This is a genomic window from Gallaecimonas pentaromativorans, from assembly GCF_003751625.1.
GTDB lineage: Bacteria > Pseudomonadota > Gammaproteobacteria > Enterobacterales > Gallaecimonadaceae > Gallaecimonas > Gallaecimonas pentaromativorans.
On record NZ_RJUL01000003.1, the window covers coordinates 266,114 to 291,492 of the forward strand.

Consider the following 25,379-nt stretch of genomic DNA (forward strand, 5'->3'; position numbering starts at 1 on the left):
AAGATTTCTGCGTCTTGCATCCCCCCAATGGCGGCGGCTGGTTACCAGCACTTTTTCACATCCTGTTGTGTTACTGTTCCTGTGTATTTTCGGTGCCCGGCCTTATGGCCGGGCTTTTTTTATGCTGGCGCGAAGGCCGCCTTGGGGGCTGTCGTCAAGCGCCAGGGCCAGGCCGTGGCGACGGGCGATCTCCACCACTATGGCAAGGCCAAGGCCGGCGCCGTCCACCGGGCTACCCGCCAGGCGGTGAAAGCGGGCCAGGCAGGCCTGGCGCTCTTGTGCCGGAATACCAGGGCCGCAATCGTCCACCGTCAACTGGCCGTCTTCAAGGCTGATTAGAATTTCGCAGTCGCTGGGGCTGTAGCGCAGGGCGTTATCAACCAAATTGCGGATCATCACCGCCAGCAGCGCCCTGTCTCCTTGAACCTGCCAGTCTTGCTGTTCATCCAGCGCCAATTGCTGGTTGCGCTGCTGAGCAAGCGGGTACATCTCGGCCAACAAAGCGCGGATAAGCTGGCCCAGGTGCACGGTTTCAATCTTCGGCAACTGGTTTTTGCCTTCCAGCCGGGCCAGGGTCAGCAGCTGCCCCACTAGGTGGGTTAAGCGGGCAATGCCGCTGCGGGCCGCCGCCAGCGAGGCTTCTCGCGCTTCGGCGGTGTCGGCATTAAGGGCGTTATCCAGATGCAACTGGGCGCCGGCTAGAGGGGTGCGCAGCTCGTGGGCAGCATCGTCGGTAAAACGCCGCTCCCGTTTTAAGGTGTCGTCCAGGGCTTCAAGTAGCGAGTTAAGGGCCTGCACCAGCGGTTTGACCTCCGCCGGGGAGTCCTCAATGCTAAGGGGCGTCAGCTCATCGGGACTGCGTTTGGCCACCTGGGCCGACAGCGCCTTGACCGGCCTTAGCCCCCGGGTAATCAGCACCCCGGAGAGGATAATCACCAGCACCGTCATCAGCCCAGCCTGCCACAGCGCCGGTTTCAGCACCGCCTCTTCGGTTATCTCTTCACGCACTTCCGCCAACTGGCCGGTTTGCAGCCAGTAGCTGTCGTGGTCGTCAAAAACGGTAAAGAGCCGCCAGCGCTGCTCGCTTGGCGACAGCAACCAGTGGTAGCCGGGAGATTTAAGGGAAATATCTTCGTTGAGGTTGGAAAACAGCAGCTCCCCTTCCGGGCTGTAAACCTGGAACAGCAGCTTTTTCTCGTAGTGATGGCCGAAGATGGTTTCGTCGTGCTCAGACTCCCCGGCCACCAGGCTGTGGCGGGTGGCGGTGGCCAGGGCGTCACGGATGGCGTTGAGCCGCTCGGTATCGAGTGGCTTTTCCACCATGCCCATGATGATGCGAGCCGACTGAGCCAGCTCGGCGTCGTACAGCTCTTCGGCTTCGTGGGCAGCGCGGGAATAGCCAAAGATGCTGACCGCAACCAGTACCAGCAGGAACAGCACCACAAACCGGATGGCAAAATAACGGCGGATAGATTTCATGACAGCTTCGGCATCACGTAGCCGACACCGCGAATGGTTTTGATGAACTCGCTACCGAGCTTTTTGCGCAGGTGGTGCACGTGCACTTCCAGGGTGTTGGACTCGAGTTCTTCGCCCCAGCTGTAAAGCCGTTCGATAAGCTGCTCGCGGGTCAGTACCCGGTCCGGTTGGCGAATAAGCTCATGCAGCAGGGCAAACTCGCGCCGAGAAAGGGCTACCTGCTCACTCGCCAGCATCACCTGGTGGCTGGCAGGGTCCAAGCTCAGCGTGCCATTGGCTAGCACCGGGTCCACTTGGTTGACCGGGCGCCGTGACAAGGCCCTGAGCCTTGCCAACAGCTCGCGCGATTCGAAGGGTTTGACCAGGTAATCGTCGGCGCCGCTGTCCAGGCCCTGGATGCGGTCGTCGATGGCGTCGCGGGCGGTCAGCATCAGCACCGGCAGCGACATCCCCTGGCGGCGCCAGCTTTTAAGAAGCTCGATGCCGGAGCCGTCAGGGAGCTGCCAATCCAGCACCACCATGTCGGGCTGGCCGGCGGCCATGGCGCTTTGGGCCTCGCTGATACGTTGGTACCAGTCAACGGCATAACCTTCACGGCCAAAGGCGGTCACCAGCCCTTGGCCCAGCAGTACATCGTCTTCAACGAGCATTAAACGCATGAGCTTCCTATCGTAACTTGGCCTGCACTTTGTCCAGGCGTTCTTTTATTTCACCGCGGCGGCCGGCATCGGCCACTTCCCGCCCAGGCCGGGCAGGGGCTGCCAGCGCCTTATCAAGGTACACCTTGGCTTCCTTGTAACGGCCCTGGTCCATCAAAAAATCCCCGTAAAAGAAGTTGGCGTCAATACCGGTGGGGTTAATGGCCAAGCCTTTTTTGAGGTTGGCTTCCGCTTTGTCGTCGTCGCCAAAGCCGATGGGCCAGCCCGGTACCTGATAATACAGGGAGCCAAGGGAGGTATAAGCTGAACCGCCCAGCGCCTCGCCGTTGAGTTTGATTGCCTGTTCCAGTTCGGCTTTGGCTTCTTTCACGTATTTAAGGGCGCCGATACCGCCTTTGGCGCCAGCGTAGCTGGCGCTGATGATAGCACCCCAGATAAGGTAACCGGCATCATCGGGATGCGCTTTGACATCGGCCTGCACCTTGTCACGCAAATCGCTAAAGGCCTGCTTTTGCTGCTCGTCTGCGGTCTGGTATTTGATTTCTGCCCAGCTCTGCTGGTAGTAGCTCACTGGCGCCGCCAGCACGCTGGTGCTGATAAGGGCCAGGGCACCAAGCATCAACGCTTTCATGATGACTCCTTTGCATGGGCCTTGATGGTGGCCAGCTGCTTTTTCACCGCGCCGTCCACCGCCGAAGGAATAAGGGCATTCACCCGGGTAAAGAGGCTCTCGGGAAAGCCAAGCACCATGCTGGCCTTGGGTTTTTGAATGAGAAGTTGCACCGCCTTTGCCACCACCTGTGGGCTGTCCACCTTGTTGCCAAGGGCCTTGTTAAGGGCCACGGCGTTGGGGCTGTTAAGAGGGGTGTTGGTGGCGCGGGGCGCCAAGTAACTCACTGCAATGTTCTGGTCTTGCAGCTCGCGGCCAAGGGCTTCTGAAAACCGCTTAAGCCCGCCTTTGGCGGCGCCATAGGCCACATACCCCGGATACCCAATTTCCCCCAGCACCGAGCCGATGTTAATCAGGTGCGCGCCACTGTTAAGGCTGGGCAGCAGGCCGTGGGCCACCGCCATGGGCGCCAGCAGGTTCAGGCGAATTTGCTGCTCGATTTGCTGCCAGCTGCTTTGTTCAAAGGTCTTGAGCTGGTTGGTGCCGGCATTGTTGATAACCACATCCAGCGTCACACCCAGCTCTTTTACCCGTTCGGCAAGCTCGCTGCCCGCCGTTGATGCGGCCAAGTCGAGCCCCAGGGTCAGATGCTCGCCGGGCAGGCTGCTGGCCAGGGCTTTTAGCTTGTCTTCATTGCGGGCCACCAGCAGTAAGCGATGGCCGTCGGCGGCCAGGGCTTTGGCAATTTCCTGGCCGATACCGCCGCTGGCGCCTGTCAATAAGATGGTCTTCATTAAGCCTCCATGGGCAAGCTACGGAACATGTCGCCGTAGAGGCGGTACATGCGATTGGCCATGTGAATGATGGCGGCCTGATCGGCAGGGTTATCGATGCGGTTCATCAAGGACTCGAAGAAATCGATGTGCTCAAGGTCGAGGCTGCCGTGGGAATAGAGATACCGGCAGGCCGCTTTGGGCAAGCCCAGCTTGGCGCGGATCACATCGGCCATAGGGGTCGCCAGGTTGACCGAGGTGCCTTCCAGTACCCAGACCATGCCAAACAAGCTGACCGGGTTGCCGCGGTTAACGCTGTCGTAGGCGTAGGACACCATCATCTCGGTTTCGAAATTGGGCTTGGAGGCGCGGGCTTGTTCTTTGTCGCCACCGGCCGAGGCGATGTCATCAAGGATCCACTCGTGGTGGCCGTACTCTTCCTCTATGTACTCGGCAATGGCGGCGCGCAACCACTCTTTGTCGTCCCCCAGGCGGGTGCCGCACGCCATCATCAAGGGCACCGTATGTTTGACGTGATGAAAGGCATTGTTCAAAAAGGCCAGGTAGCGGGGCAAGGTAACATCGCCCTGCTGGCAAGCGAGGATGGCAGGCGCACTCAGCAGATACTGCTGGGCCTCGCGGGTCTCGGTTTTCAGACGCTCAAAAAAGCTCATCGGGCCGCCTTGTAACCTTTTGGCCAGCACCTGGCGGCGAAGGCGGCCATTGGCGGTTACTTCCTGGCGCTCGGCACTGAACGGCTCATTGGTGGCCATAAGGCTTTGCAGGTGGGCGTAATCGGGCAGCGCGGCGTTGAGCTGCGCTTTTATGGCGTCAAGGTCGCTGCGCTCGGTCACCACCAGGGCGTGAATGCCCTGCTCTTCATCGCCATAGACAAAAGCTTGTTTGATGCCACTAATGGTCCCAAGCTCGGCTTCAAGCCACTCCGGCGCCACGTTGCGGCCCATGGCGGTAACGATGGTGTCCTTGGAGCGGCCCTGGATGGTCAAAAAGCCGTCTTCTGACAAGTGCCCCAGGTCCCCTGTAGCCAGCCACTCGCTTTGCTGCTCGCTCTCCCCCAGATACCCAAGGAAGCTATTGCCGCGCACCAGCACTTCGCCGCTGTCGCTGAGTTTGACCTCCACATGGGGCAGCACCTTACCCACAGTGCCAAGGCGCTGGGCACCAGGGCTGTTAAGGGCCACCACCGAGGCCGCCTCTGACAGGCCATAACCTTCAAACACCGGCAGCCCCAGTTGCGCGGCTTGTGCCAGCACGCCTTGGGCACTTTTGCCGCCGCCAAGGGCGATAAAGCGGTAGCTGTCGGCCAGGCCCTGGACTTTGCCCGCCAGCAACACCGGCAGCAACCCAGGCACCAGAATAAGGCTATGAGGTTGATACTGGCCAAGGGTGGCGAGCATTTTACCCGCATCCAGGCCACTGGCGCCGGTCATGCCGAGGCTTGCCATGGGCAGCAAGGTCACACTGGCGCCAGCCAACCAGGGCACATAGAGGCCGCCGAGGTTTTCAAGCAGTACGGCCAGCGGCAACACGCAAAGGTGGCGCTCGACGCCCAAATCTTGGGTGGCGGCAACCAGGCTGCTGGCCACCGCCAGCATGTTGGCTTCTGACAGGCAAACCCCTTTGGGCGTGCCTGTGGTGCCAGAGGTGTAAGTGATTTTGGCGGTGCCTTCTGGCAAGGGCTTAACGCCTTCGACACTCAGCAGGCTCAGCACCCCTTGGCCGGTCTCGATGGTTTTACTGGCCATGGGCAGCGCCACCGGCGCCAGCACCGCATCCAGCCCGGCATCGCCAATCAGGTGCATCTGCTGGCCACGGCTAAAAAAGGTCGGAATGGGCACCAACACCCGTTTGGCCTTGAGGGCGGCCAAGTCGGCCACCGCCCAGGCAGGCTCGTTGTCCATCAACAAGCCCAGGCGCTGAACCCCAAGGCTGGTGAGGCGGTCGGCCAGTTCGCTGGCCGCCGCTAACAGCTCAGGGCCGCTCAGTTGGCAAGAATCGGTGGTAAGGGCGCAAGGGTTATCGGCAAGGGCTTTAGCCAGAGCGTCATACAGCATCGTTAATCTCCTGGCCTATGGCCTCCAACATACGTACCAGCACCGGCTGCTGCTGAATGGCTTCCCACCCTTTGGCAACAGAGCCGGCAAAGACTGCCGGTTTGGTCTGGTAATAACGGCCCCAGTCGGCCGCCCCATCACTCAGGCGGCTGGCGCTGGCTTGGGCCAGGAACCAGGGCTCAAGGCCCAGGCGGCCAAAGGCCGATTGCAATTCGCGGGTGGCGGTAAAGACCACATAATCGACGCCGCTAAGGGCGAGATAGCGGGTGATAACCAAGATCATCAAGCGCGAGCCACCAGCTTCGCCGGCCAGGTTGCCCACCTCGACGATTTGCTTGCGCTGCACCTCGGCATTCAGGCGCTGGCCCAAAATCTGGTCGATGTCGCCATCGAGGTATTGCTCGAGGTACAGGCGGTGGCCTGCGGCGTTGCGCATGCCGCAACTGGCCAGCCAGTTGTCTTGGCTGGTCAACAAAAACTGGGTAGGAAGAAAGTGCCGCAACTTGGCATCGTGACAATCGGCATAACGTAAACAGGCAAACTGCTTAATGCGATCAAAGGCATCCGTGCCCTCTACTGCGCGATGAATAGCCATCGCAGAAGGTGCAAATTTGGCCAACATAACCTTACCTCGCCGTAACCTTGAGCCCAGACTGGCTGCTCAAACTTAAGACAGCGTTAAACCGTCTTTGAGCTGGGATCCGCTACCTTGCAGGCCAGAAGCCAAAGCGCCAGGCCGTTACAAGGTATCTGGTAACTAGCCTGGCCAATGAAACTTAAGAAAGACTTAAGCAACCATTTAATCGCCTGAATCAATAAATAAAAAAGGCGGCCAAGGCCGCCAAACGCTTAGGAACTACTGTAGTGCTCAGTGGAACTGGTCTTCTTCTGTGGACCCTTTAAGGGCCGTTACCGAGGACTGGCCGCCCTGGATAACGGTGGTCATGTCGTCAAAGTAGCCAGTACCCACCTCCTGCTGGTGAGCCACGAAGGTGTAGCCTCGCTCAGCGGCGGCAAACTCTGCTTCCTGCATCTTCACGTAGGCCGACATGTCGTTGCGGGCATAGTCGTAGGCCAGGTTGAACATGTTGAACCACATGTTGTGGATACCGGCCAGGGTGATGAACTGGAACTTGTAACCCATGGCCGACAGCTCGCGCTGGAACTTGGCGATGGTGGCGTCGTCCAGGTTCTTCTTCCAGTTAAAGGACGGCGAGCAGTTGTAGGCCAGCAGCTTGCCTGGGAACTTGGCATGGATGGCCTCGGCAAAGCGGCGCGCTTCGTCGAGATCCGGCTTGGCGGTTTCGCACCACAACAGATCGGCATAAGGGGCGTAGGCCAGGCCACGGGCAATGGCTTGCTCGATACCGGCGCGTACCCGGTAGAAGCCTTCGCTGGTGCGCTCACCGGTAACAAAGGGCTTGTCGTAGTCGTCACAGTCGCTGGTGATAAGGTCAGCGGCGTTGGCATCGGTACGGGCCAGTACTATGGTGGGCACGCCGGCTACATCAGCCGCCAGGCGGGCGGAGATAAGCTTTTGCACTGCCTCTTGGGTGGGCACCAAGACCTTACCGCCCATGTGTCCGCATTTTTTGACAGACGCCAGTTGGTCTTCAAAGTGCACGCCAGCGGCGCCCGCTTCAATCATCGACTTCATCAGCTCGTAGGCGTTCAGCACGCCGCCAAAGCCCGCTTCAGCGTCGGCAACGATAGGGGCGAAGTAGTCGATGTAGCCGTCATCGCCGGGGTTCTTGCCTTTTTGCCATTGAATTTGGTCGGCGCGGCGAAAGGCGTTGTTGATACGCGAAACCACCGCCGGCACCGAGTCTACCGGGTACAGGGACTGATCGGGGTACATGGACTGGTAGCTGTTGTTATCCGCCGCCACCTGCCAGCCAGACAGATAAATCGCCTGGATGCCGGCTTTGACCTGCTGCACCGCCTGGCCACCGGTCAGGGCGCCCATGGCGTTGAGGAAATCCTTCTCGGGGCGAAAGCTCGGGCGAGCCCCTTCATTCACCAACGCCCAGAGTTTCTCGGCGCCCAGACGGGCCAGGGTGCTTTCGGGCTGAACGGAGCCGCGAAGGCGCACCACATCCTCGGCACTGTAGGTACGTTTAATACCTTTCCAGCGGGGATTTTCGGCCCAGTCCTGTTTCAGGGCATCGATTTGCTGTTGACGAGTCATGGGTTGGTCCTTCTGTCAGTCGATTAAGGTGTAACCGGGTTCAGTCAAAAAAGGCACGAAGCTGTCGGATACGGTGATCCGGGTCAGCAGCTGCGCCGCCTCGCGAAAACGCCCGCTCTCAAAGCGCTCGCTGCCAAGCTCTTCGCTTACCTGTGCCATTTCTTCCTTCAAAAAACGGGTAAAGAGTTCAGCGGTAACCTTCTGGCCGCCGACCAGGCTCTTGCCATGGCGCAACCACTGCCAGATGGAGGCCCGGCAGATCTCGGCAGTAGCGGCGTCTTCCATCAGGCCGTAGATGGGTACGCAGCCGTTGCCACCGATCCAGGCCTCGATGTACTGCAATGCCACCCGAATATTGGTGCGCATCCCCGCCTCGGTACGTTCGCCCTCGCAAGGGGCAAGCAGGTCAGCGGCATTGATGGGGTCGTCCCCATCCCGGCTGACATCCAGCTGATTGGGCTTATCGCCAAGGTACTGGTCGAACACCGCCAGCGCGGTTTCAGCCAGGCCCGGGTGCGCTATCCAGGTGCCGTCGTGGCCGTTACGGGCCTCCAGCTCTTTGTCCTGGCGCACTTTATTCAGTACCCACTGGTTGCGGTCGGCTTCCTTGGACGGAATAAAGGCCGCCATGCCGCCCATGGCCAGGGCGCCGCGTTTGTGGCAGGTACGAATAAGCAGCCGTGAGTAGGCACTCAAAAAAGGCTGGTCCATGGTGACCACCTGGCGGTCTGGCAGTACCCGGTCAGGGTGATTACCCAGGGTTTTGATGTAGCTGAAGATGTAATCCCAGCGGCCGCAGTTGAGCGCCACGATATGGTCTTTGAGTTCGAAGAGGATCTCGTCCATCTCAAACACCGCGGGCAGGGTTTCAATCAACACTGTGGCCTTGATGGTGCCGCGAGGAAGATTGAAGCGGTCTTCAGTAAAAGAGAATACCTGGCTCCAAAAGCGCGCTTCCAGGTGGCTTTGCAGCTTGGGCAGGTAGAAGTACGGGCCAGAGCCGTTTTCCAGCAACCGCTTATGGTTGTGGAAGAAATACAAGGCAAAGTCCCACAGGCAGCCCGGCACAACCTTGCCATTGAAGGTGACGTGCTTTTCCGGCAGGTGCAGGCCACGTACCCGGCAGATCAGCACCGCAGGCTGCTCGTTCAGGCTGTAGTACTTGCCCGATTGCGGATCGGTGTAGGAGATGGTGCGGTCTAGTGCATCACGCAGGTTTACCTGCCCTTGCATCACCGCCGGCCAGGTTGGCGACAAAGAATCCTCAAAGTCGGCCATAAACACCTTGGTGCCGGCATTGAGGGCGTTGATCACCATCTTGCGCTCGGTAGGCCCGGTTATCTCGACACGACGGTCTTTAAGGTCGGCCGGGATACCGCGGATCTGCCACTGCCCTTCGCGGATGCCTTGGGTCTGGGGCAGAAAGTCGGGCAGCTGCCCTTGGTCAAACTGGCGCTGGCGTTGGTTACGGGCCTCAAGCAGGGCCGGCACCTTGTCTGCAAACGCCGACATCAACTCCTGGATCCAGCCCTGAGCCGATTCACTCAGCAGCTGCTTTTGCTCGCCGGTCAGGCCGTTTTGCACCTTCAGCATTCCGCCTCCAATTACATTTGAAATCTAGCAACCACAAACAAGGAAATCCCGTAACCGTTTGCAGTCGCCTAAAACCTGCCAAAAACACTGAGACATTTTTCAACGTCAATCAACAACAAAATTTAAACAACAGCAAAAATTAAAAATAACAACATGATTTTAAATGATTTTTTAATTTTTAAAATTTAGAGCTTAAGCACTAATTGGTATTACCAAATAACCTTTCATATCTGATTAGCCACTTTCAACACGGAAAGTTAAAATGAAAGTTAAATGAAATTTTAATACAAAAAGAGTGAAGCCAAAAATACCAAAGACAAACAAAAGCCTATTGAATCAATAGCTTGGTGTTTCACAGCTTTTCAAAGCCGCATGGCCATCAGGAAGGCAGGACAAAAAAAGCGAAAGTTGAGGGGATGAGTGTAAGAGAAGTACAAGATATGGCGGCCAGCCAGCCGCTCAAACCAAACGCCGGCACAGGGCCGGCGTTTGGGGGGTTGAGGTAAAGCGAGCTTACAGCAGAGACTCGGGCAACTCTTTGGCGATCAGCTCGCCCAAGCGCCGGTAGGTGCGGATGCGGCTGGAGGTTTGGCGCCATACCAAGCCGATTTCGCGGTAGGCGTTATCATCGGCCATGCGGCTGGCCACCAGATCGGTGCCGGTCAGAATGCCGGCATCAATGGCCAGCTGCGGCAAGAAAGTGGTGCCCAGCTTGGCGTTGACCATCTGCACCAGGGTGTGAAGGCTGGTGGCGGCAAAGGGGTTTATCTTGGTGGAGTCGGTCAGGTGGCAGGCGCTGACGGCGTGATCGGTCAGGCAGTGCTCCTTTTCCAGCAAGAACACGCTGCGGTCAGGTAGCTTCTTCGGATCCGCGTCTTGGCCCCATTTTTCAAACAGTTCCTTGTGCATCACCTGGCTGAAAGGGTCCTTGCCAAGGCGCATGGTGTGAAAGCCCTTGGTGTCTACCGGCAGGGCCAGCAAGATCAAGTCCAGCTCGCCGCGCTCCAGCATCGCCAGCAGGTTCTGGGTGGTATCTTCACGCAGCAGCAGTTTCAGCTCTGGATAGGCGTCGTTGGCCTGGGTCACCACCTTGGACAGCAAAAAAGGCGCAATGGTGGGAATACAGCCCAGCCGAACCTCCCCGCTCATGGGCGAGGCCTGGTTTTGCACGAACTCCACCAGATCGCGGGTGTGATTGACAATATCGCGGGCGCGGTTAATGGCTTCAAGGCCAGTTGCAGTAAACAGGAACGACTTGTTGTCCCGCTCAATCAGCTGGCATCCCAACTGCTCTTCAAGGTTTTGAATACCGGCAGAAAGGGTGGATTGGGAGACATTGCAGGCCTTGGCGGCACGGTTGAAGTTCTGATGCTCTTCCAGTGCCAGCAAGTAGGTCAGATTCTTGATGCTCGGCAATCTCATAATAGGGGGTTCCGATTAAAGTCTTTACTTTTCTTCGCCTTAATCATAGAGCATCCCCCTTCTAGGCTGTAGTTATTTTATTAACCATCAAGATAGACAAGACACTGTTGCATCTGGATTTTGTTAACGGTATGTATGTAAAAGACAAGAGGTTAAGGACTGACCATGATCACATCTCTTCTTTTTCTCAGTATCAGCCTCGGTAATTGCCATTTAACGGCAGAGGAACTGGAACTAGCCAACGCTCTGATATCCGATAAGCGCCATATCCAGAAACCACTCAACTGCGACCAAGACTTGACTTGGTTGGCCAGGGCCAGAGCCGCCATGGTTGCTCAGAGGGGAAAGCTCTCTCCCGAAATTGTGCCAGGAATGAAGATCAACAACTTTGTTGCGCTATCTGGTTATCCACTTTTAGATCAAGATAATTCAACGCCAATTAACAGCACTGAAGTCGTAGTAGGCGGCCCCGAAAAAGGTACCGATACATGGGTGACTATAACCGAATCGATGGTCCATAGAAGCCTTGTTTTAAGAGAGGATACCGCCTATCAGGCATTTGACCACTTCGGGGTAGGTCACTTTTATAAATGGTATTCTCCCCATGTGGACTATTGGGTCATTGTTTATGCGGCAAAGGCGCCTCAAACGGCAGAACAAAATACGGCACCATAAAAATCAAGCGGCGCAAGCCGCTTGTAAGAAAGTAAGTTTATGTTGGGGGAGATCTCGCTGTCTTTCGCTTAGTCCTCACAGTCCCACATCATGCTTTCATCCAGCACCAGGCCGGGGTCAAGCTGGGATACATGGGCGATGGTGGTATGGCTGTGGTCAAGATCGCGGATAGTAACCATTTCGTCCTTTTCACTTATCGCGATGATACGTCCAATGCCGTTGAGGCGCTTGTAGAACATACCAACGGATAAATCGTCCTTACTAACCATGGAAGCTCCTCCTGTGTGTTGCTAGGCTGCCACTAAAAACTATGGCACAGGGAATTTGATATGCCCCATTGGTTGATGAAAACCGAGCCGGATCTGTTTTCTATTCGTGATCTATTCAGGCAAAAAACCAGTCCTTGGGACGGTGTACGTAACTATCAGGCCCGAAATTTCATGGATCAGATGCGCCTTGGCGACACAGTGTTTATCTATCACTCCAGCTGCAAGGACGTGGGTATTGCCGGTATTGGCGAAGTAGTGAGGGAAAGCTACCCCGACGTCAGCCAGTTTGATGAAAAAAGCCCTTACTTCGATGCCAAATCCGACCCGGCCAAACCGCGCTGGCGCCGAGTGGATATTGGCTTTGTCGAAGCCTGGCCGGCGGTGCTGCCCCTGGCAAGGCTTAAAAGCGACCCGGCGCTAAGTGACATGGCCCTGGTGCAAAAAGGCAGCCGCCTTTCAGTGATGCCGGTTACCGAGCAGCAATGGCACTACATTCTGGGGCTAAAACCATGAAAAAAGACAAATACCTGGAGGCCTTAGCGCCTTTGCAAAAAGAGCTGGTGGCATTACAGCAGTGGATCCAGGACCAGGGCCTGAGGGTGGTGGTGGTGTTTGAGGGGCGCGACGCTGCCGGTAAGGGCGGCATCATCAAAACCATTACCGCCAACCTCAACCCTCGCCATGTCAAAGTGGCGGCTCTTGGGGTGCCCACAGAACGGGAAGAAGGCCAGTGGTATTTCCAGCGCTACGTGGCACACCTACCGGCAAAAGGGGAAATGGTGCTGTTCGACCGCTCCTGGTACAACCGCGCCGGGGTAGAAAAGGTGATGGGCTTTTGCAGCGAGCAGCAGTACGAGGACTTTCTGAGCGCTTGCCCCACCTTTGAAAAACTGCTGGTGGACGACGGCATCGTTCTTATCAAGTATTGGCTTAACGTCTCGCCAGATGAGCAGCAAAAGCGTTTTCAGGCTCGCCTTGATAGCCCGCTTAAACGCTGGAAGTTCTCACAAATGGACTTGGAAGGGCGCGAGCGCTGGCAGGCCTACGCCCATGCCCGAGACCGGATGTTAAAGGACACCGACAGCCGCCACTGCCCCTGGTTTATCGTCGATGCCAACGACAAGAAAAAAGCGCGCCTTAACTGCATCAGCCACCTGCTAAGCCAACTGCCTTACCGCCCGGCGCATTACCCGCAAGTGACGCTGGGTGAAGTCAAAGGCAAGGAACTGGCCCCGGACAAAGACTGTAACTGGGTGCCAGAGCGGTACTGAAAAGGCGCCCTTGGGCGCCTTTTTTATTGGCCTTTGATGTCCATTTCAAAGTCGGCCCGGGCGATATGGCGCACGTCCTTGCCTTTGACGAAATAGATAATGTATTCGCAGATATTCTGGCAGCGGTCGCCGATACGCTCCAGGGCGCGGGCGGCCCACATCACTTCAATGACCTTGGGAATGGAGCGGGGATCTTCCATCATGTAGGTCATCAATTCCCGAAACAGCGACTCATACTCTCGGTCCACCCGCGCGTCTTCAGCGTGCAGCGTTAGCGCCGCGTCAACGTCCATGCGGGCAAAGGCGTCCAGGGTGTCGCGCACCATCTTCAGCACGTGATGGGCCATGGATTCGAGGCTCACCAGCAGGGTCATGTGGGAACTTTCGTAGCTGCCAAGAGCAATTTTGGCGATACGCTCGGCGGTGTCGCCAATGCGCTCCAAGTCGGCAATGGTCTTGATAATGGCAATCACCAGGCGAAGGTCTGACGCCGCCGGTTGGCGCTTGGCAATAATGCGGGTGCATTCCTCGTCGATGGCCACTTCCATGGCGTTCACCTGGCGATCGCCCTCTACGACCTTTTCAGCCAGGTTGCCGTCGCGGTCGTGCACGGCGCGAATGGCGTCGTCCAGCTGCTTTTCCACCAAGCCGCCCATGGTCAGCACCATGTTGCGCACATGCTCCAGCTCCTGATTGAACTGGCCGGAGATGTGCCGTGAAAGGTTCATGTTGTCCATCTTGGCTCCTTAACCGTAACGACCAGTGATGTAATCTTCGGTCTTTTTCTTCATCGGCTTGGTGAAAATGCTGTTGGTGTCGGCGTACTCGATAAGCTCGCCTAAGTACATAAAGGCGGTTTGGTCTGAAACCCGGGCCGCCTGCTGCATATTGTGGGTAACGATCACCACCGTGAACTGCTTTTTCAGATCGTTGATCAGCTCTTCGATGGTGAGGGTGGAGATAGGGTCAAGGGCCGAGGTGGGTTCGTCCAGCAGTAGCACTTCGGGCTCGATAGCGATGGCGCGGGCGATCACCAAGCGCTGCTGCTGGCCGCCGGAAAGGCCAAAGGCGTTGTCATGCAGCCGGTCTTTAACCTCGTCCCACAGCGCCGCACCCTTGAGGGATTTTTCCACCGCTTCGTCCAGCACTCGCCTGTCGTTAATGCCTTGCAGGCGAAGGCCATAAACCACGTTCTCGTAAATGGATTTAGGGAAAGGGTTGGGGCGCTGGAACACCATGCCCACCTGGCGGCGCAGCGCTGCCACATCCACCCCTTTGGCGTAGACATTATTGCCATTAAGGGCAATGGCGCCCTCCACCCGGCAGCCATCCACCAGATCGTTCATGCGGTTGATACAGCGCAGCAGGGTGGATTTACCGCAACCGGAGGGCCCGATAAAAGCGGTGACCTGGCGCTTGGGAATGGCCATGGAAATATCAAACAGCGCCTGCTTCTGGCCGTAGTAGAGGCTCAGGGCGTCGATGGTCAGAGCGGTTTTGTCGGCAGGCAGCCGGTTCAAGTCCAGCTTCTGCTCGTTAGGGGTCATGTCGGGTCTGATGGAGATCATGGGTTACCCCTTAAGCTTAGTGTTCCAGCGACCGGAATTTTTCCCGCAAGTGATTGCGAATTCCGATAGCGGTGATGTTCAAGGTCATGATGACGGTGACCAGCAAAAATGCCGTGGCGTAGACCAGGGGCCGGGCCGCCTCGACATTGGGGCTTTGAAAGCCCACATCATATATATGAAAGCCAAGGTGCATGAACTTGCGATCAAGGTGCACAAAGGGAAAGTTGGCGTCCACCGGCAAGGTAGGCGCCAGTTTCACCACCCCCACCAGCATCAGCGGCGCCACTTCCCCGGCGGCGCGGGCTACCGCCAGAATAAGGCCGGTCATGATGGCAGGGCTGGCCATGGGAATAACAATGCGCCACAAGGTCTCGGCCTTGGTGGCCCCCAGCGCCAAAGAGCCCTGGCGCAGGCTCGAGGGAATGCGGGTCAGGCCCTCTTCGGTAGAAACGATCACCACCGGCAGGGTAAGAATGGCCAGGGTCAAGGCTGACCACAGCACCCCAGGGGTGCCGAAGGTGGGAGTGGGCAGCGCTTCGGGGAAGAACAGTTTGTCGATGTTCGAACCCATGAAGTACACAAAAAAGCCCAGGCCAAAGACCCCGTACACAATAGACGGCACCCCGGCCAGGTTGATGACGGCAATACGGATGATTTTGGTGGCGAGGTTTTTGCCGGCGTATTCGTGCAAGTAAATGGCGGCAATGACCCCAAAGGGGGTGACGATAATCGACATCAGCAGCACCATGAACACGGTGCCAAAGATGGCCGGGAACACCCCGCCTTCGGTGTTGGCCTCGCGAGGCGCGTCAGAAACAAAATGCCAGAGCCCGCTGAAGTAGCGGCCAATCTTTTGGCCGGTAGACATGTCGTTGGGGTAGGTTACGCCCAGCACCTTGGCCAGCGGCAGGCGCACCGATTTGCCGCCCATCATCTGCACCGTCACAAAGCTCTTGTCCATGGCGCCGCGAAGGGCAAACAGGGACTTTTCCATGCCCTGATATTGCTGGTGCAGCGCGTCGCGAGCACGGGCGAGCTCGGCTTTGGCGCTGTCATCGAGCTTGCCGTCAAGCACCAGGCGCCGCTCTTTTAAGCGCAGCTTTTCCAACTCGAAGTTCACCCGGCCAATATCGCGGCTTTGCAGGGTTTGGGCCTCGGCGCGTAGCGCATCGACCTTGGCAATCTCATCGGCCAGAGCCGCCTTCAGTGGCTCGCCAGAAATGGTCTTACCATTAATGTCCAGCTGCTCGACAAAGCCATAGAAGTTGCCGTTTTCTTCGCGCTCCAATACCGCAATGCCCTTGGGGTGGCTCTGGGTGATGACGTCCGGCGCCAGCAGGGTGCGAAAATCCAGGCCCAACTGGTCACGGTTACCGGTTTTGATGAGATAACGGGTCACATCAGCGTCAGGGGCAAGGCCCTCAAGCTTGATGCCGCTGTTGCGAAGGCGCTCCACCGGCACCTGCTCACGGTCATAAATCTCCCCTATCACCTGCTGGGCGTTGCCGTCAGCTTGGCGCACTTCGAACTGGTACACATCGGCAGGCCAGAAGTAGGTCAAGCCACGCCAGGCGATAAGCAGCAGCAGCCCGATCACCGAGATAAGGCTGATGCTGACAGCCCCGGCGGTCATCCAGATCCACGGCGAGCCTGATTTGAACCATGTCTTCATACCGGTCCTCTCGACGGTCATAGCGAGCTGTAGCGTTCACGCAGCCGCTGGCGGATAAACTCCGCTACGGTGTTGAACAAAAAGGTAAAGATAAAGAGCACGAAGGCGGCCAGGAACAGCACCCGGTAATGGGAGCTGCCCACTTCCGACTCGCCCATCTCCACGGCGATGTTGGCCGACAAGGTACGCATGCCCTCAAAGATGTTCCAGTCCATGACCGGGGTATTGCCGGTAGCCATCAGTACTATCATGGTCTCGCCCACGGCGCGGCCAAGGCCCATCATCACCGCCGAGAAAATACCGGGGCTGGCGGTAAGCAGCACCACCCGAGTCAGGGTCTGCCAGGGTGTGGCGCCAAGGGCCAGCGAGCCTTGCGTCAGATGCTTGGGCACCGAGAACACCGCGTCTTCGGCGATGGTGAAAATGGTAGGAATAACCGCAAAGCCCATGGCAATACCCACCACCAGGGCGTTGCGTTGGTCAAAGTCCATGCCCAGCACATTGGTGAGATAAAGGCGGGTGTCGCCCCCAAACAGCCAGTGTTCCAGCACCGGGCTGAGCGCCATGGTGCCGTAGCCCACCAACACCAGCGGCGGCACCAGCACCAGGGCATGCCAGCCTTCAGGCACCTTGTGGCGAAGCTTTTTAGGCAAGCGCTGCCACAGCACCGCCACCAGCAGCATGGTAAGCGGCAGCATAATCAACAGCGCAACGATGCCCGGCAGGTGCTCTTCCACCAGCGGCGCCAGCCAAAGGCCGGCCAAAAAGCCGAGGATAACCGTCGGCAGCGCTTCCATGATCTCCACCGTCGGCTTGATAAAGCGGCGCATGCCACCGGACATGAAATAGGCGGTGTAGATGGCGCCCGCCAATGCCAGAGGCGTGGCGAACAGCATGGCGTAAAAGGCGGCCTTGATGGTGCCAAAGGCCAGGGGGGCAAGGCTCAACTTGGGCTCAAAATCGTCAGAGCCAGAGGTGGACTGCCAGACGTAATCCGGGGCTTGATACCCCTCGTACCACACCTTTTGCCACAGCGCCTTGAAGCTCACTTCCGGGTGCTGGTTGTCCACCTTGAAAAAATGCATTTTTTTATCGTCGCTTACCAGCAGGCCGTTGGCCCGAGGCGCGTAAGCCATATCACCGGCGGCGCCCGGCAGGGTGAGATCGGCCAGCTCCACCTCAGAGGTGGCATGAAAAAGCGCCACCTTGCCCTGGCTACCCGCTGCCACAAAACCCTTGCGATTAAACTCCCCCGCCAGCGCCATCACCGGCTGGCCCAGCTTGAAGTCACGAATATGGGCAAAATGTCGGCCGTTGCTCCCGACCACCTCAAACCACTGGCTGATGGTGCCGTTACGGGTACCGGCCAAAATGGAGTTGGCGCCGGACAAAAACGCCAGGGCCGTTACCGGATTTTTGGCATCGGCCAAATCCAGTACCTGAGTCAGAGAGGCGTGCTCGGGGTCGCGAATGTCGTAAACCACCAGCTGCGAGCCGGCTAGGGCGTAAATCTGGCGAAGGTTGGGGTTTACCCGCAGCGCGCTCAGCACCCGGCCATCGGTGGCCAGCTCAAGGCGGCTTTGCTGCCATTCCTTTTCGCCGGTCAAAAAGTTTTCTTCGGCGCTGAGGCGCGTTAACCACAACCGGCCGGTATCGCCAAGGGCGAGGATCACGGCGCCGTCAGAGCGGTATTCAAAGCCCAGGGCTTTTATGGTGCGCCCGGCCGGCAGCACCTCGATGGCATCTTCTCCAAGGGGGTACGCCAAGGCTGGCGTGGTTTGCCGGCCCTTGTCGCCATAGCTGACGTTAAAACTGGGCTTGATAACCATTACGCTGTTGCCGCCGGTGGCAACGGCGTAGCTTTGCTGTACCGGCAAAGTGGCGGCAATGGCCGACACCCTGCCGCCCAAATTGAAGGCTTTGAGGGCTTTACCCGCCTCAGCGCCTTTGACGGCAAAAAAATCCACTTCGCCGGTATCGCTGATACGGTAGCCAAGGCTGTTTTGCTCATCCAAGCCCAGCGCCAAGGTACGGCCAGCACCTTGCTGCCAACTGGCGTCCTGGGTGATTTCGGCGCCTTTGAACAGCGGCAAAATCACGTAAAGCAGGTAAAAGAAGATCAACAACAAGGCAACCAACACCATGACGCCGCCCAGAGTCACGCCATACTTGGCAAGGCGGTCTTTGATAAGACGCCTGCGATTGGCTGACAAGTGCACTGATTGCGCCTGCGACATGGTTACCTCAGGGGAAAAGTGAAGAGCGGAATTATATGGAAGTTTTATGACAGTTACGTTACAAGCCGCTGCCTTTACATAGGGGTGAGTAACTGCTAATCCTTTTTATAACAGTAACATAAGGAATACTTATGCGACACTTGGCTTTGTGTGTTTTCGGTCCCGACAAGCCTGGGATCGTCGAAAAGTTGTCCAGGCTGGTATTTGAGCACCAGGGCAGCTGGTTTGGCGCCAGCCTGGCCCACCTGGCAGGCCGTTTTGCCGGTATTGTCGATGTCAAAATCCCTGAGGAGCATTACATCGCCTTTGCCGCTGCGCTTCAGGATATTGAAGATCTGGATATCCGCATTGCCGAAGGTGGCCTGCTGCCGTCGGCCAGCGCCGATAGCCATGACTGCCAGCTGAGCCTGGTGGCCAATGACCGCACCGGCATCGTCCATGAACTGACCAGCACCCTGTCCAGACTCGGGGTCAATATTGAAGAGATGACCACCAAGTGCCGCCCGGCCCACAATTACGGTGAGCTTTTTATTGCCAAGGCCCGGCTGCGGGTGCCCAAAGATGTGACCCACGAGCAGATCCGCGAGTTGCTGGAAGCCTGCGGCGACGACTGGATGCTGGAGCTGGATGAGCCAAGTGTCACATAACCGTCATATTGGGGACTCCCCTGCCCTCTAGAATGCGGGCAGTCACCAACCTTCAGGGATTTGCTGTTGATGAGCGCTGTCGCCCCCTTTTTTGAAAAAGAACTGTCCTGGCTGTCATTTAATGAACGGGTATTGCAGGAGGCGGCAGACAAGTCGGTTCCCATTGTTGAGCGGATCCGCTTTTTGGGGATCTACTCCAACAACATGGATGAATTCTTCCGGGTGCGGGTAGCCGATGTGCGCCGCCGCGCCCAGCTTCATGAAGAAACCGGCCAAGACCCTGACGCTCTGGTGTTGCTGGCCAAAATTCAGCAAAAGGTGATGGCGCTGCAAAGCCGTTTTGACGAGCTTTACCACGAATGCATGATGGCCCTGGCCCGCTACCACATCGTGCTGGTGAACGAAAAGCAGCTCACCGACGCCCAAAAAGCCTGGGTGGACGACTACTTCCAGCAAAAGATTTTGCGCCACGTGGCCCCCATCATCATCCAAAAAGGGGTGGACCTGGTGGTCAGCCTCAAAGACGACGCCACCTACCTGGTGGTGGACATCAAAAACGGCGACGACAGCCAATACGCCATGGTGGAAGTGCCCGCTACCTCAGTGCCCCGTTTCGTCAAGGTGCCCGACGACAGCCCCCGCCAGCGCACCACCCTCATCTTGCTCGACAACATCTTGCGCCTTTGCCTGACCCAGGTATTTAAGGGCTTCTTCGAATTCGACAGCCTCGCGGCCTACTCCATGAAGATGACCCGCGACGCTGACTACGAGCTGGAAGACGAAATATCCCTGAGCCTTTTGGAGCAAACCAGCCTTGGCCTCAAGCAGCGCCTTACCGCCGAGCCGGTGCGCTTGGTGTACGACCGGGAAATGCCGCAACCGATGCTGGACATGCTGGTAAAGGAGCTTGGCATCTCCAACCTCGACGCCATGGTGCCGGGGGGGCGCTACCATAACTTCAAGGATTTCATCGCTTTCCCCAATGTGGGCCGCAAGTACCTTGAAAGCGACAAGCTGCCGCCGCTTACCAGCCGCGCCTTTGCCAAGCACAATACGGTGTTCGACGCCATCAGCGCCGGCGATGTGCTGGTCTACTACCCCTATTACAAGTTCCGCCACTTTACCGAGTTTGTCCGCCAGGCCGCTTTTGACCCCAAGGTTAAAACCATTCGCATCAACTTCTATCGCCTGGCCCGCAATTCGCGCATCGTCCAATCCCTTATCGACGCGGTCAACAACGGCAAACAGGTGCTGGCAGTGATTGAACTCAGAGCCCGCTTTGACGAAGCGGCCAATATCGAGTGGGCCCGCAAAATGACCGAAGCCGGCATTCGGGTGGCCTTTGGTATTCCGAGCCTGAAAGTGCACTGCAAACTGTGCGTGGTAGGGCGGGAAGAAAACGGCGAGATAAAGCGCTACGCCCATATCGGTACCGGCAACTTCCACGAGAAAACCGCCAAGATCTACACCGATTACAGCCTGTTCACCACTCACCCGGAGCTGACCCAAGAAGCCGAGAACGTCTTCGACTTCATCATCAATTCCTACAAAAGGTTCAAGTTCAATCATCTCCTGGTGTCGCCGGTAAACGCCCGGCGGCGGCTGCTGGCCCTTATCGACCAGGAGATAGACAACGCCAAGAAGGGGCTGCCTGCGTCCATTACCTTCAAGATAAATAACCTGGTGGACAAAGAGATCAACCAACGTCTCTACCACGCCGGCCAGAGCGGAGTGAAAGTGCGGCTGATTGTGCGCGGCATGTGTTCGCTGCGCCCAGGGGTGCCGGGGCTGTCGGAGAACATCCAGGCCATCAGCATTGTTGGCCGCTTCCTCGAACACCCTCGGGTAATGGTGTTTCACAACAACGGCCAGCCCCAGGTGTTTATCAGCTCGGCCGACTTGATGACCCGTAACCTCGACCACCGGGTTGAAGTAGGCACACCCATTCTTGACCCGGTGCTCAGGGACCGTATTCTCGACATGCTTGCCTTACATTTTCGTGACACCACCAAGGCACGGGTCCTGGACATGGACCAACAGAACCAGTACGTGCGGCGCGGCAATCGCCGTAAACTGCAATCCCAGGTGGCCATTTACGAATACCTTAAGCGTGTCGAAGAAGGAGACAACATTTGACCGAAGAGCAGGAAGTGCCGCTGGTTTGCGTGGATTTAGGGTCGAACTCCTTCCATCTACTAAAAGCCAGCCACTTTAAGGGCGCCTTTCGCATCCTCAACAAAGCCAAGGAGCGGGTGCGCCTTGCCGAAGGCTTAAGCGACAACTACGAACTGACCGACGCCGCCATGGCCAGGGGCCTCGATTGCCTGGCCAAGTTTCGCGAAATCATCGGCAACCTGCCGGCCAGCCGGGTCCGCACCGTGGCCACCTACACCCTGCGCCGTGCCTCCAACGGCGACGCCTTTTTAAAAGCCGCCAAGGCCGTGTACCCCTACCCCATCGAGGTGATCTCCGGGGCCGAGGAAGCGCGGCTTATCTATCACGGTGTTTCGCACACCCAGCCGGGCAACGACAGCCGCTTGGTGATGGATATCGGCGGCGGCTCCACCGAATTTATCATCGGCCGTGGCCTTGAAACCCGGCGCCTGGCCAGCCTTGGCATGGGCTGCGTCAGTTTCCAGCAGCGCTATTTTGAAGGCGGTAAACTCAGCGACTCGGCCTTCAATAAAGCCGAAACCGCCGCCGCCCAAGAGCTGGAGACCATCGAGCAAAGCTACAAGGATGAGGGCTGGCAACAGGCCATTGGCTGCTCTGGCACCATCAAGGCGGTGCAGGCCTGCATCCAGGCCAAGTGGCCGGGGGAAAGCGCCATCACCCTGAAAAAGCTCAAGGCGCTGCGTAAGATTTGCCAGCAGGCGGGCGATGTTGCCAAGCTCAAGCTGCCAGCGGTAAACGACGAGCGCATTCAGGTGTTCCCGGCCGGCCTTGCCATCCTGATTGCCTCCTTCAAGGCCCTTAGCATCGAGGCGCTAACCTTCTCCGATGCCGCCCTTCGTGAAGGGCTGATGTTCCAAATGGCGCCAGGGGCCGGCCATCTGGACCCAAGGGACAGAACCACCCTCGCCCTTGCCGCCCAATACCATGTAGACCGGCCCCAGGCGATGCGGGTGCGCAGCAAGGCCACCAGGCTCTTTAGCCAAGTGAAAAAAGACCGCGAGCTTGAAGCCCTGCTGGGCTGGGCCGCCGAGCTGCACGAGGTGGGGCTGCAAATCAACTTTCACGGCATTCAGCGCCACTCTGCCTACATCCTTGAAAACAGCGACCTTATCGGCTTTAACCAGGAGCAGCAGCTACTGCTGGCGACCCTGGTGCGCTATTCCCGAAAAGGCCTCAAGCAGTTTGCCCTGCCCCGCTTCAACCTCTTTAACGACCAGGATGCGATGCTGATGCTAAGGGTGCTGCGCCTGTCGATACTGCTGCATCGGCGCCGCCAAAACCTGCGCCTGCCGGAGCTGACACTGAGCCTCACCGATGACAAAACCCTGGTGCTGAGCTGCCCGGCCATCTGGCTTAAACGCCATGAATTGGTGAGCGCCGACTTACACCAAGAAGTGCTCTACCAGGCCCAGGCCGGTTGGCCACTGGTGATAGACGCCAAGGGCGCTTAAAAAACAAAGCCGGCCATTGCCGGCTTTGTTAATTGCGGGTGAGGTTAAAGCGGTTTAGCAGCCCATCGAGCAAATAGGCGAAGATCATCAGCACCGCCAGGGCACATACCACCGAGGTCAAGCGATAAGCAGTGCCATAAAGGATGTCTTTATCGGGCTGCATATACTGGCCAAAGAGGATGCCTACTGTGGTCAGGGCGCCAAAGCCAAGGCCGGAGCCGGCACGCTCTACTAGGTGCAGCCTGGCCACCATCAGCACGGTGATAAACATGGCCACCGTCACCAGCAGCAGGTGGCTGATAAGGTCGTACATCAACAGCTGCATCACAATCGCCAGGGCGCAGCCATAGGCGACACCTTTACAACGCTTCCAGGCCGCAATCAACGTGCCTTGATAGGTCATGGGAAAAAGCACCAGCATGGTGGCCACCTGGGCCGACAACGAATCTTTAAGATCCAGGGTTTGGAACACCATGAACGACAAGGTGCCAAGAATGGCGCCCATAAAGGTGCGGTGATTTATCTGTGAGGGGGTCAGAGCCTGCCGAGGCGGCATGGGCGCCGGCTCACCTTCGGGGATAAGCCAATAAAGCACTGCGGCCAGCACCACCGACAATATCGAGGCCAGGATGGTGGAAGCCACCATATCCATGATGTTGGTGTCTACGTAGCTCGAAAAGTGCAGCAGCGTCGACAAGGTTACCAGGCCGGTGGCCCCCAGCAAGAAATAGGGGGTACTGGCCATCAAGCGAAAGTGAAAGCAGTAAACCGCAAACACGCCCATGGTCATCAGCACCGGATAGGGCTCAAAGAAGGTGTAAAGAAACCACACCTCCGCCACATTCATAAAGGCACCAATCACAAACTGGGCGGCGATAAGGCGGTCAAACTTGGGCAACATCCCCAGCAGCAGCATCGGGAAGACGGTAAAGAACACCCCATAGGGCCAGCCCATCAGCTTGCAGATGAAAAAGCCGCCGCAACTGCCAAAAGCGATGCGCAGCAACCGGCGCTGCTCGGCGCGGGTTAGCTGGCTTGAGGCGGCGGCAGTCTCTGCCGCCATCGGCTTAGTAGACATAATGGAGCAGGCTCACGATGTTCATTTGCAGCTTTCCAACCCAGCGCAGCAGGCCGCTGTCGGTGCCGGTCAGCATCACCGTGGCGCGCGAGCCGGTGACCAAGGATTGAGGCAGCTTGTTGTCATCGAGCTTCACGTAGATACGGATGCGCTGGGCATCGCGCACCCAGCGGTCGCTGTCGTCGGGTTGGGCCAATTGGCCATTGGGCGACAGCTGGCCCTTTGCAACACCGAGGTCGCGGCTGCTGAGCACCGCCGGGAAAACCTTGCCCGGCAAGGCGTCAAAGACCACCCAGGCCGGCGCATCGGCAGCGACGTCCTTGAGGGTTTTTTCTCGAAAATCGGCAGCAATGCGCTCACGGCCGGTTACCACTAGCGACAACAAAGACTGCTTGGCCTGGGCCTGAATACCGGACACCAGTTGCAGGTTGGATACCACGCCGTCTTCCGGGGCCCGCACCTCGGTGCGAGATAAGTCCAGCCGCGCTTGGTCCAGTTGATTCTGGGCCTGTTGCAGGCGCAGGTTCTGATCGCCTTCGCCGCCCAGATCGATAGCGATGGCCCGGCGTTTTTCCTGGGCGGCCAACAGCTGCGCGGCAGCGGCGTCCACATCAGTGGCCGCTTGGTCTACCTGTTGCTGGCTAACCAGTTTGCGCTGATGCAAGGCGCGCAGCCGTTTGAGTTCACGGCGCTTTTCAAGATCTTCAGCTTTAGCCTCGGTAATGGCGGCATCGGCCTGGGCCAGCTGCGCCTTGAGGTTGTCGTTGGTTTGCTGGGCTTCGCGCAGCGCCAGCTCAGCTTTTTGCACCGCTAGCTGGTAATCGCTCGGGTCGATGCGAAACAGCAGATCGCCGGCTTTGACGGCCTGGTTATTGGTGACATCCACTTCCACCACTTCCCCTGCCACCCTGGGCGCAATGGTCAGCACCGGGCGCTGCACCATGGCATGGGGGGTCATGGGGATGGCCATATCGGCCATCAATACATAAGCAAGCACCAGCAGGAACACCACGCCAGCGCGGCGCATCCAACGGTTAAAATGCTTATCGGCGGTCATGATTTTTCTCCTTCGAGCACGGCTTGGGCATTGCCAATAACAACTTCGAGCATCTGGTGCATGGCTAGGCGCTGTTCACTGGAGAGGCCTTTGAGCAGCAGCTCCCGGCCCTCGGCAGCCACCAGCTCCATTTTGCCCAGCAGCTCTTTACCGGCAGGGGTAAACCAAACGGTGCGGCAGCGGGCGTCATCGGGGGAGGGGCGACGCGCAATCAGGCCGGCTTCTTCAAGCTGCCCAAGGGTGCGCACCAAAGAGGGCTGCTCAACCCCAACGTTGGCCGCCAGCACCGTCTGGGTGCAGCCTTCGCCAACCTTGTCCAGTACCAGCAGCGTGACCCAGCGGGTCTGAGTGAGGCCCAGCTCCGCCATGTAGCGGTCCACCACGGTGCGCCAGATAAGGCCGGCGCGGTTCATCAGCCAACCGAGGTTACGTTCCATAGCCCACTCCAATTGTTTAGCATGCTAAGAATAATAGCATATA

23 protein-coding genes are annotated in these 25,379 nt (G+C 57.9%); 6 read left to right on the forward strand and 17 right to left on the reverse strand.

Translation table 11 applies throughout. From position 1 onward, the window contains the following. Positions 1-102: 102 nt before the first annotated feature. The 9 genes from EDC28_RS06830 to EDC28_RS06870 form a co-directional block, all read right to left on the reverse strand. Positions 103-1,479 (reverse strand): ATP-binding protein, encoded by a 1,377-nt coding sequence (locus tag EDC28_RS06830; RefSeq protein ID WP_123421083.1) that lies wholly within the window; start codon positions 1,477-1,479, stop codon positions 103-105. Continuing rightward, complete coding sequence (locus tag EDC28_RS06835; RefSeq protein ID WP_050657225.1) at positions 1,476-2,138, reverse strand: response regulator; 663 nt, start codon at positions 2,136-2,138, stop codon at positions 1,476-1,478. Before EDC28_RS06835 ends, EDC28_RS06830 begins: the two co-directional genes overlap by 4 nt. A gap of 7 nt (positions 2,139-2,145) precedes the next feature. Next, on the reverse strand, positions 2,146-2,769 hold the full coding sequence (locus tag EDC28_RS06840) for a tetratricopeptide repeat protein (protein ID WP_050657224.1): 624 nt from the start codon (positions 2,767-2,769) through the stop codon (positions 2,146-2,148). Further along, complete coding sequence (locus tag EDC28_RS06845) at positions 2,766-3,542, reverse strand: SDR family oxidoreductase (protein ID WP_123421084.1); 777 nt, start codon at positions 3,540-3,542, stop codon at positions 2,766-2,768. Before EDC28_RS06845 ends, EDC28_RS06840 begins: the two co-directional genes overlap by 4 nt. After that, on the reverse strand, positions 3,542-5,596 hold the full coding sequence (locus tag EDC28_RS06850; protein WP_123421085.1) for an AMP-binding protein: 2,055 nt from the start codon (positions 5,594-5,596) through the stop codon (positions 3,542-3,544). The genes EDC28_RS06845 and EDC28_RS06850 overlap by 1 nt, the downstream gene beginning before the upstream one ends. After that, positions 5,586-6,218, reverse strand: coding sequence for a thermostable hemolysin (locus EDC28_RS06855; RefSeq protein ID WP_050657221.1), 633 nt, complete (start codon positions 6,216-6,218; stop codon positions 5,586-5,588). Before EDC28_RS06855 ends, EDC28_RS06850 begins: the two co-directional genes overlap by 11 nt. Before the next feature lie 246 nt (positions 6,219-6,464). Next, positions 6,465-7,784 carry an isocitrate lyase gene (gene aceA, locus EDC28_RS06860; RefSeq protein ID WP_123421086.1) on the reverse strand — a complete coding sequence of 440 codons (1,320 nt, stop codon included), beginning with the start codon at positions 7,782-7,784 and terminating at the stop codon, positions 6,465-6,467. 15 nt (positions 7,785-7,799) lie between these two features. Next, complete coding sequence (gene aceB / locus EDC28_RS06865; RefSeq protein ID WP_123421087.1) at positions 7,800-9,377, reverse strand: malate synthase A; 1,578 nt, start codon at positions 9,375-9,377, stop codon at positions 7,800-7,802. A gap of 513 nt (positions 9,378-9,890) precedes the next feature. Next, complete coding sequence (locus tag EDC28_RS06870; RefSeq protein WP_050657218.1) at positions 9,891-10,799, reverse strand: hydrogen peroxide-inducible genes activator; 909 nt, start codon at positions 10,797-10,799, stop codon at positions 9,891-9,893. Between the two features lie 165 nt (positions 10,800-10,964). On the opposite strand from EDC28_RS06870, the gene EDC28_RS06875 reads away from it, so the two are divergent. Continuing rightward, the gene (locus EDC28_RS06875) at positions 10,965-11,474 is read left to right on the forward strand and encodes a hypothetical protein (protein ID WP_123421088.1); all 510 of its coding nucleotides are present in this window, start codon (positions 10,965-10,967) and stop codon (positions 11,472-11,474) included. 68 nt (positions 11,475-11,542) lie between these two features. On the opposite strand, the gene EDC28_RS06880 is transcribed toward EDC28_RS06875, so the two are convergent. Further along, complete coding sequence (locus EDC28_RS06880) at positions 11,543-11,743, reverse strand: hypothetical protein (RefSeq protein WP_050657217.1); 201 nt, start codon at positions 11,741-11,743, stop codon at positions 11,543-11,545. 60 nt (positions 11,744-11,803) lie between these two features. Between EDC28_RS06880 and EDC28_RS06885 the strand changes: the two genes are divergently transcribed. Together EDC28_RS06885 and ppk2 are read left to right on the forward strand one after the other, a co-directional pair. Beyond that, positions 11,804-12,256 carry an EVE domain-containing protein gene (locus tag EDC28_RS06885; protein WP_050657216.1) on the forward strand — a complete coding sequence of 151 codons (453 nt, stop codon included), beginning with the start codon at positions 11,804-11,806 and terminating at the stop codon, positions 12,254-12,256. Then, positions 12,253-13,014 carry a polyphosphate kinase 2 gene (gene ppk2, locus EDC28_RS06890; protein WP_050657215.1) on the forward strand — a complete coding sequence of 254 codons (762 nt, stop codon included), beginning with the start codon at positions 12,253-12,255 and terminating at the stop codon, positions 13,012-13,014. Before EDC28_RS06885 ends, ppk2 begins: the two co-directional genes overlap by 4 nt. A 23-nt stretch (positions 13,015-13,037) precedes the next feature. On the opposite strand, the gene phoU is transcribed toward ppk2, so the two are convergent. Genes phoU through EDC28_RS06910 form a run of 4 tightly spaced genes read right to left on the reverse strand, consistent with a single transcriptional unit; the run spans position 13,038 to position 18,491 of the window. Continuing rightward, positions 13,038-13,751 carry a phosphate signaling complex protein PhoU gene (gene phoU / locus EDC28_RS06895; RefSeq protein ID WP_050657214.1) on the reverse strand — a complete coding sequence of 238 codons (714 nt, stop codon included), beginning with the start codon at positions 13,749-13,751 and terminating at the stop codon, positions 13,038-13,040. Positions 13,752-13,760: 9 nt separating this feature from the next. Continuing rightward, positions 13,761-14,561, reverse strand: a complete 801-nt coding sequence (gene pstB, locus EDC28_RS06900; protein ID WP_336391513.1) for a phosphate ABC transporter ATP-binding protein PstB — start codon at positions 14,559-14,561, stop codon at positions 13,761-13,763. Between the two features lie 37 nt (positions 14,562-14,598). Beyond that, on the reverse strand, positions 14,599-16,254 hold the full coding sequence (gene pstA, locus EDC28_RS06905; protein WP_123421089.1) for a phosphate ABC transporter permease PstA: 1,656 nt from the start codon (positions 16,252-16,254) through the stop codon (positions 14,599-14,601). 17 nt (positions 16,255-16,271) lie between these two features. Next, positions 16,272-18,491: an ABC transporter permease subunit gene (locus EDC28_RS06910; RefSeq protein WP_244946552.1), complete on the reverse strand. Its 2,220-nt coding sequence runs from the start codon at positions 18,489-18,491 to the stop codon at positions 16,272-16,274. Between the two features lie 131 nt (positions 18,492-18,622). Between EDC28_RS06910 and EDC28_RS06915 the strand changes: the two genes are divergently transcribed. From EDC28_RS06915 to ppx, 3 genes are all read left to right on the forward strand, one after another. Then, positions 18,623-19,138, forward strand: coding sequence for a glycine cleavage system transcriptional repressor (locus tag EDC28_RS06915; protein WP_123421090.1), 516 nt, complete (start codon positions 18,623-18,625; stop codon positions 19,136-19,138). Positions 19,139-19,207: 69 nt separating this feature from the next. Continuing rightward, positions 19,208-21,274: a polyphosphate kinase 1 gene (ppk1, locus tag EDC28_RS06920; protein ID WP_050657209.1), complete on the forward strand. Its 2,067-nt coding sequence runs from the start codon at positions 19,208-19,210 to the stop codon at positions 21,272-21,274. Beyond that, the gene (ppx, locus tag EDC28_RS06925) at positions 21,271-22,764 is read left to right on the forward strand and encodes an exopolyphosphatase (RefSeq protein WP_123421091.1); all 1,494 of its coding nucleotides are present in this window, start codon (positions 21,271-21,273) and stop codon (positions 22,762-22,764) included. The genes ppk1 and ppx overlap by 4 nt, the downstream gene beginning before the upstream one ends. A gap of 28 nt (positions 22,765-22,792) precedes the next feature. On the opposite strand, the gene EDC28_RS06930 is transcribed toward ppx, so the two are convergent. Genes EDC28_RS06930 through EDC28_RS06940 form a run of 3 tightly spaced genes read right to left on the reverse strand, consistent with a single transcriptional unit; the run spans position 22,793 to position 25,336 of the window. Then, entirely contained in the window at positions 22,793-23,842 is a 1,050-nt protein-coding gene (locus EDC28_RS06930; protein ID WP_123421092.1) for a DUF2955 domain-containing protein, read from the reverse strand. Then, entirely contained in the window at positions 23,832-24,899 is a 1,068-nt protein-coding gene (locus tag EDC28_RS06935; RefSeq protein ID WP_050657206.1) for an HlyD family secretion protein, read from the reverse strand. Before EDC28_RS06935 ends, EDC28_RS06930 begins: the two co-directional genes overlap by 11 nt. Next, entirely contained in the window at positions 24,896-25,336 is a 441-nt protein-coding gene (locus EDC28_RS06940) for a MarR family transcriptional regulator (RefSeq protein ID WP_050657205.1), read from the reverse strand. The genes EDC28_RS06935 and EDC28_RS06940 overlap by 4 nt, the downstream gene beginning before the upstream one ends. Positions 25,337-25,379 lie beyond the last annotated feature (43 nt).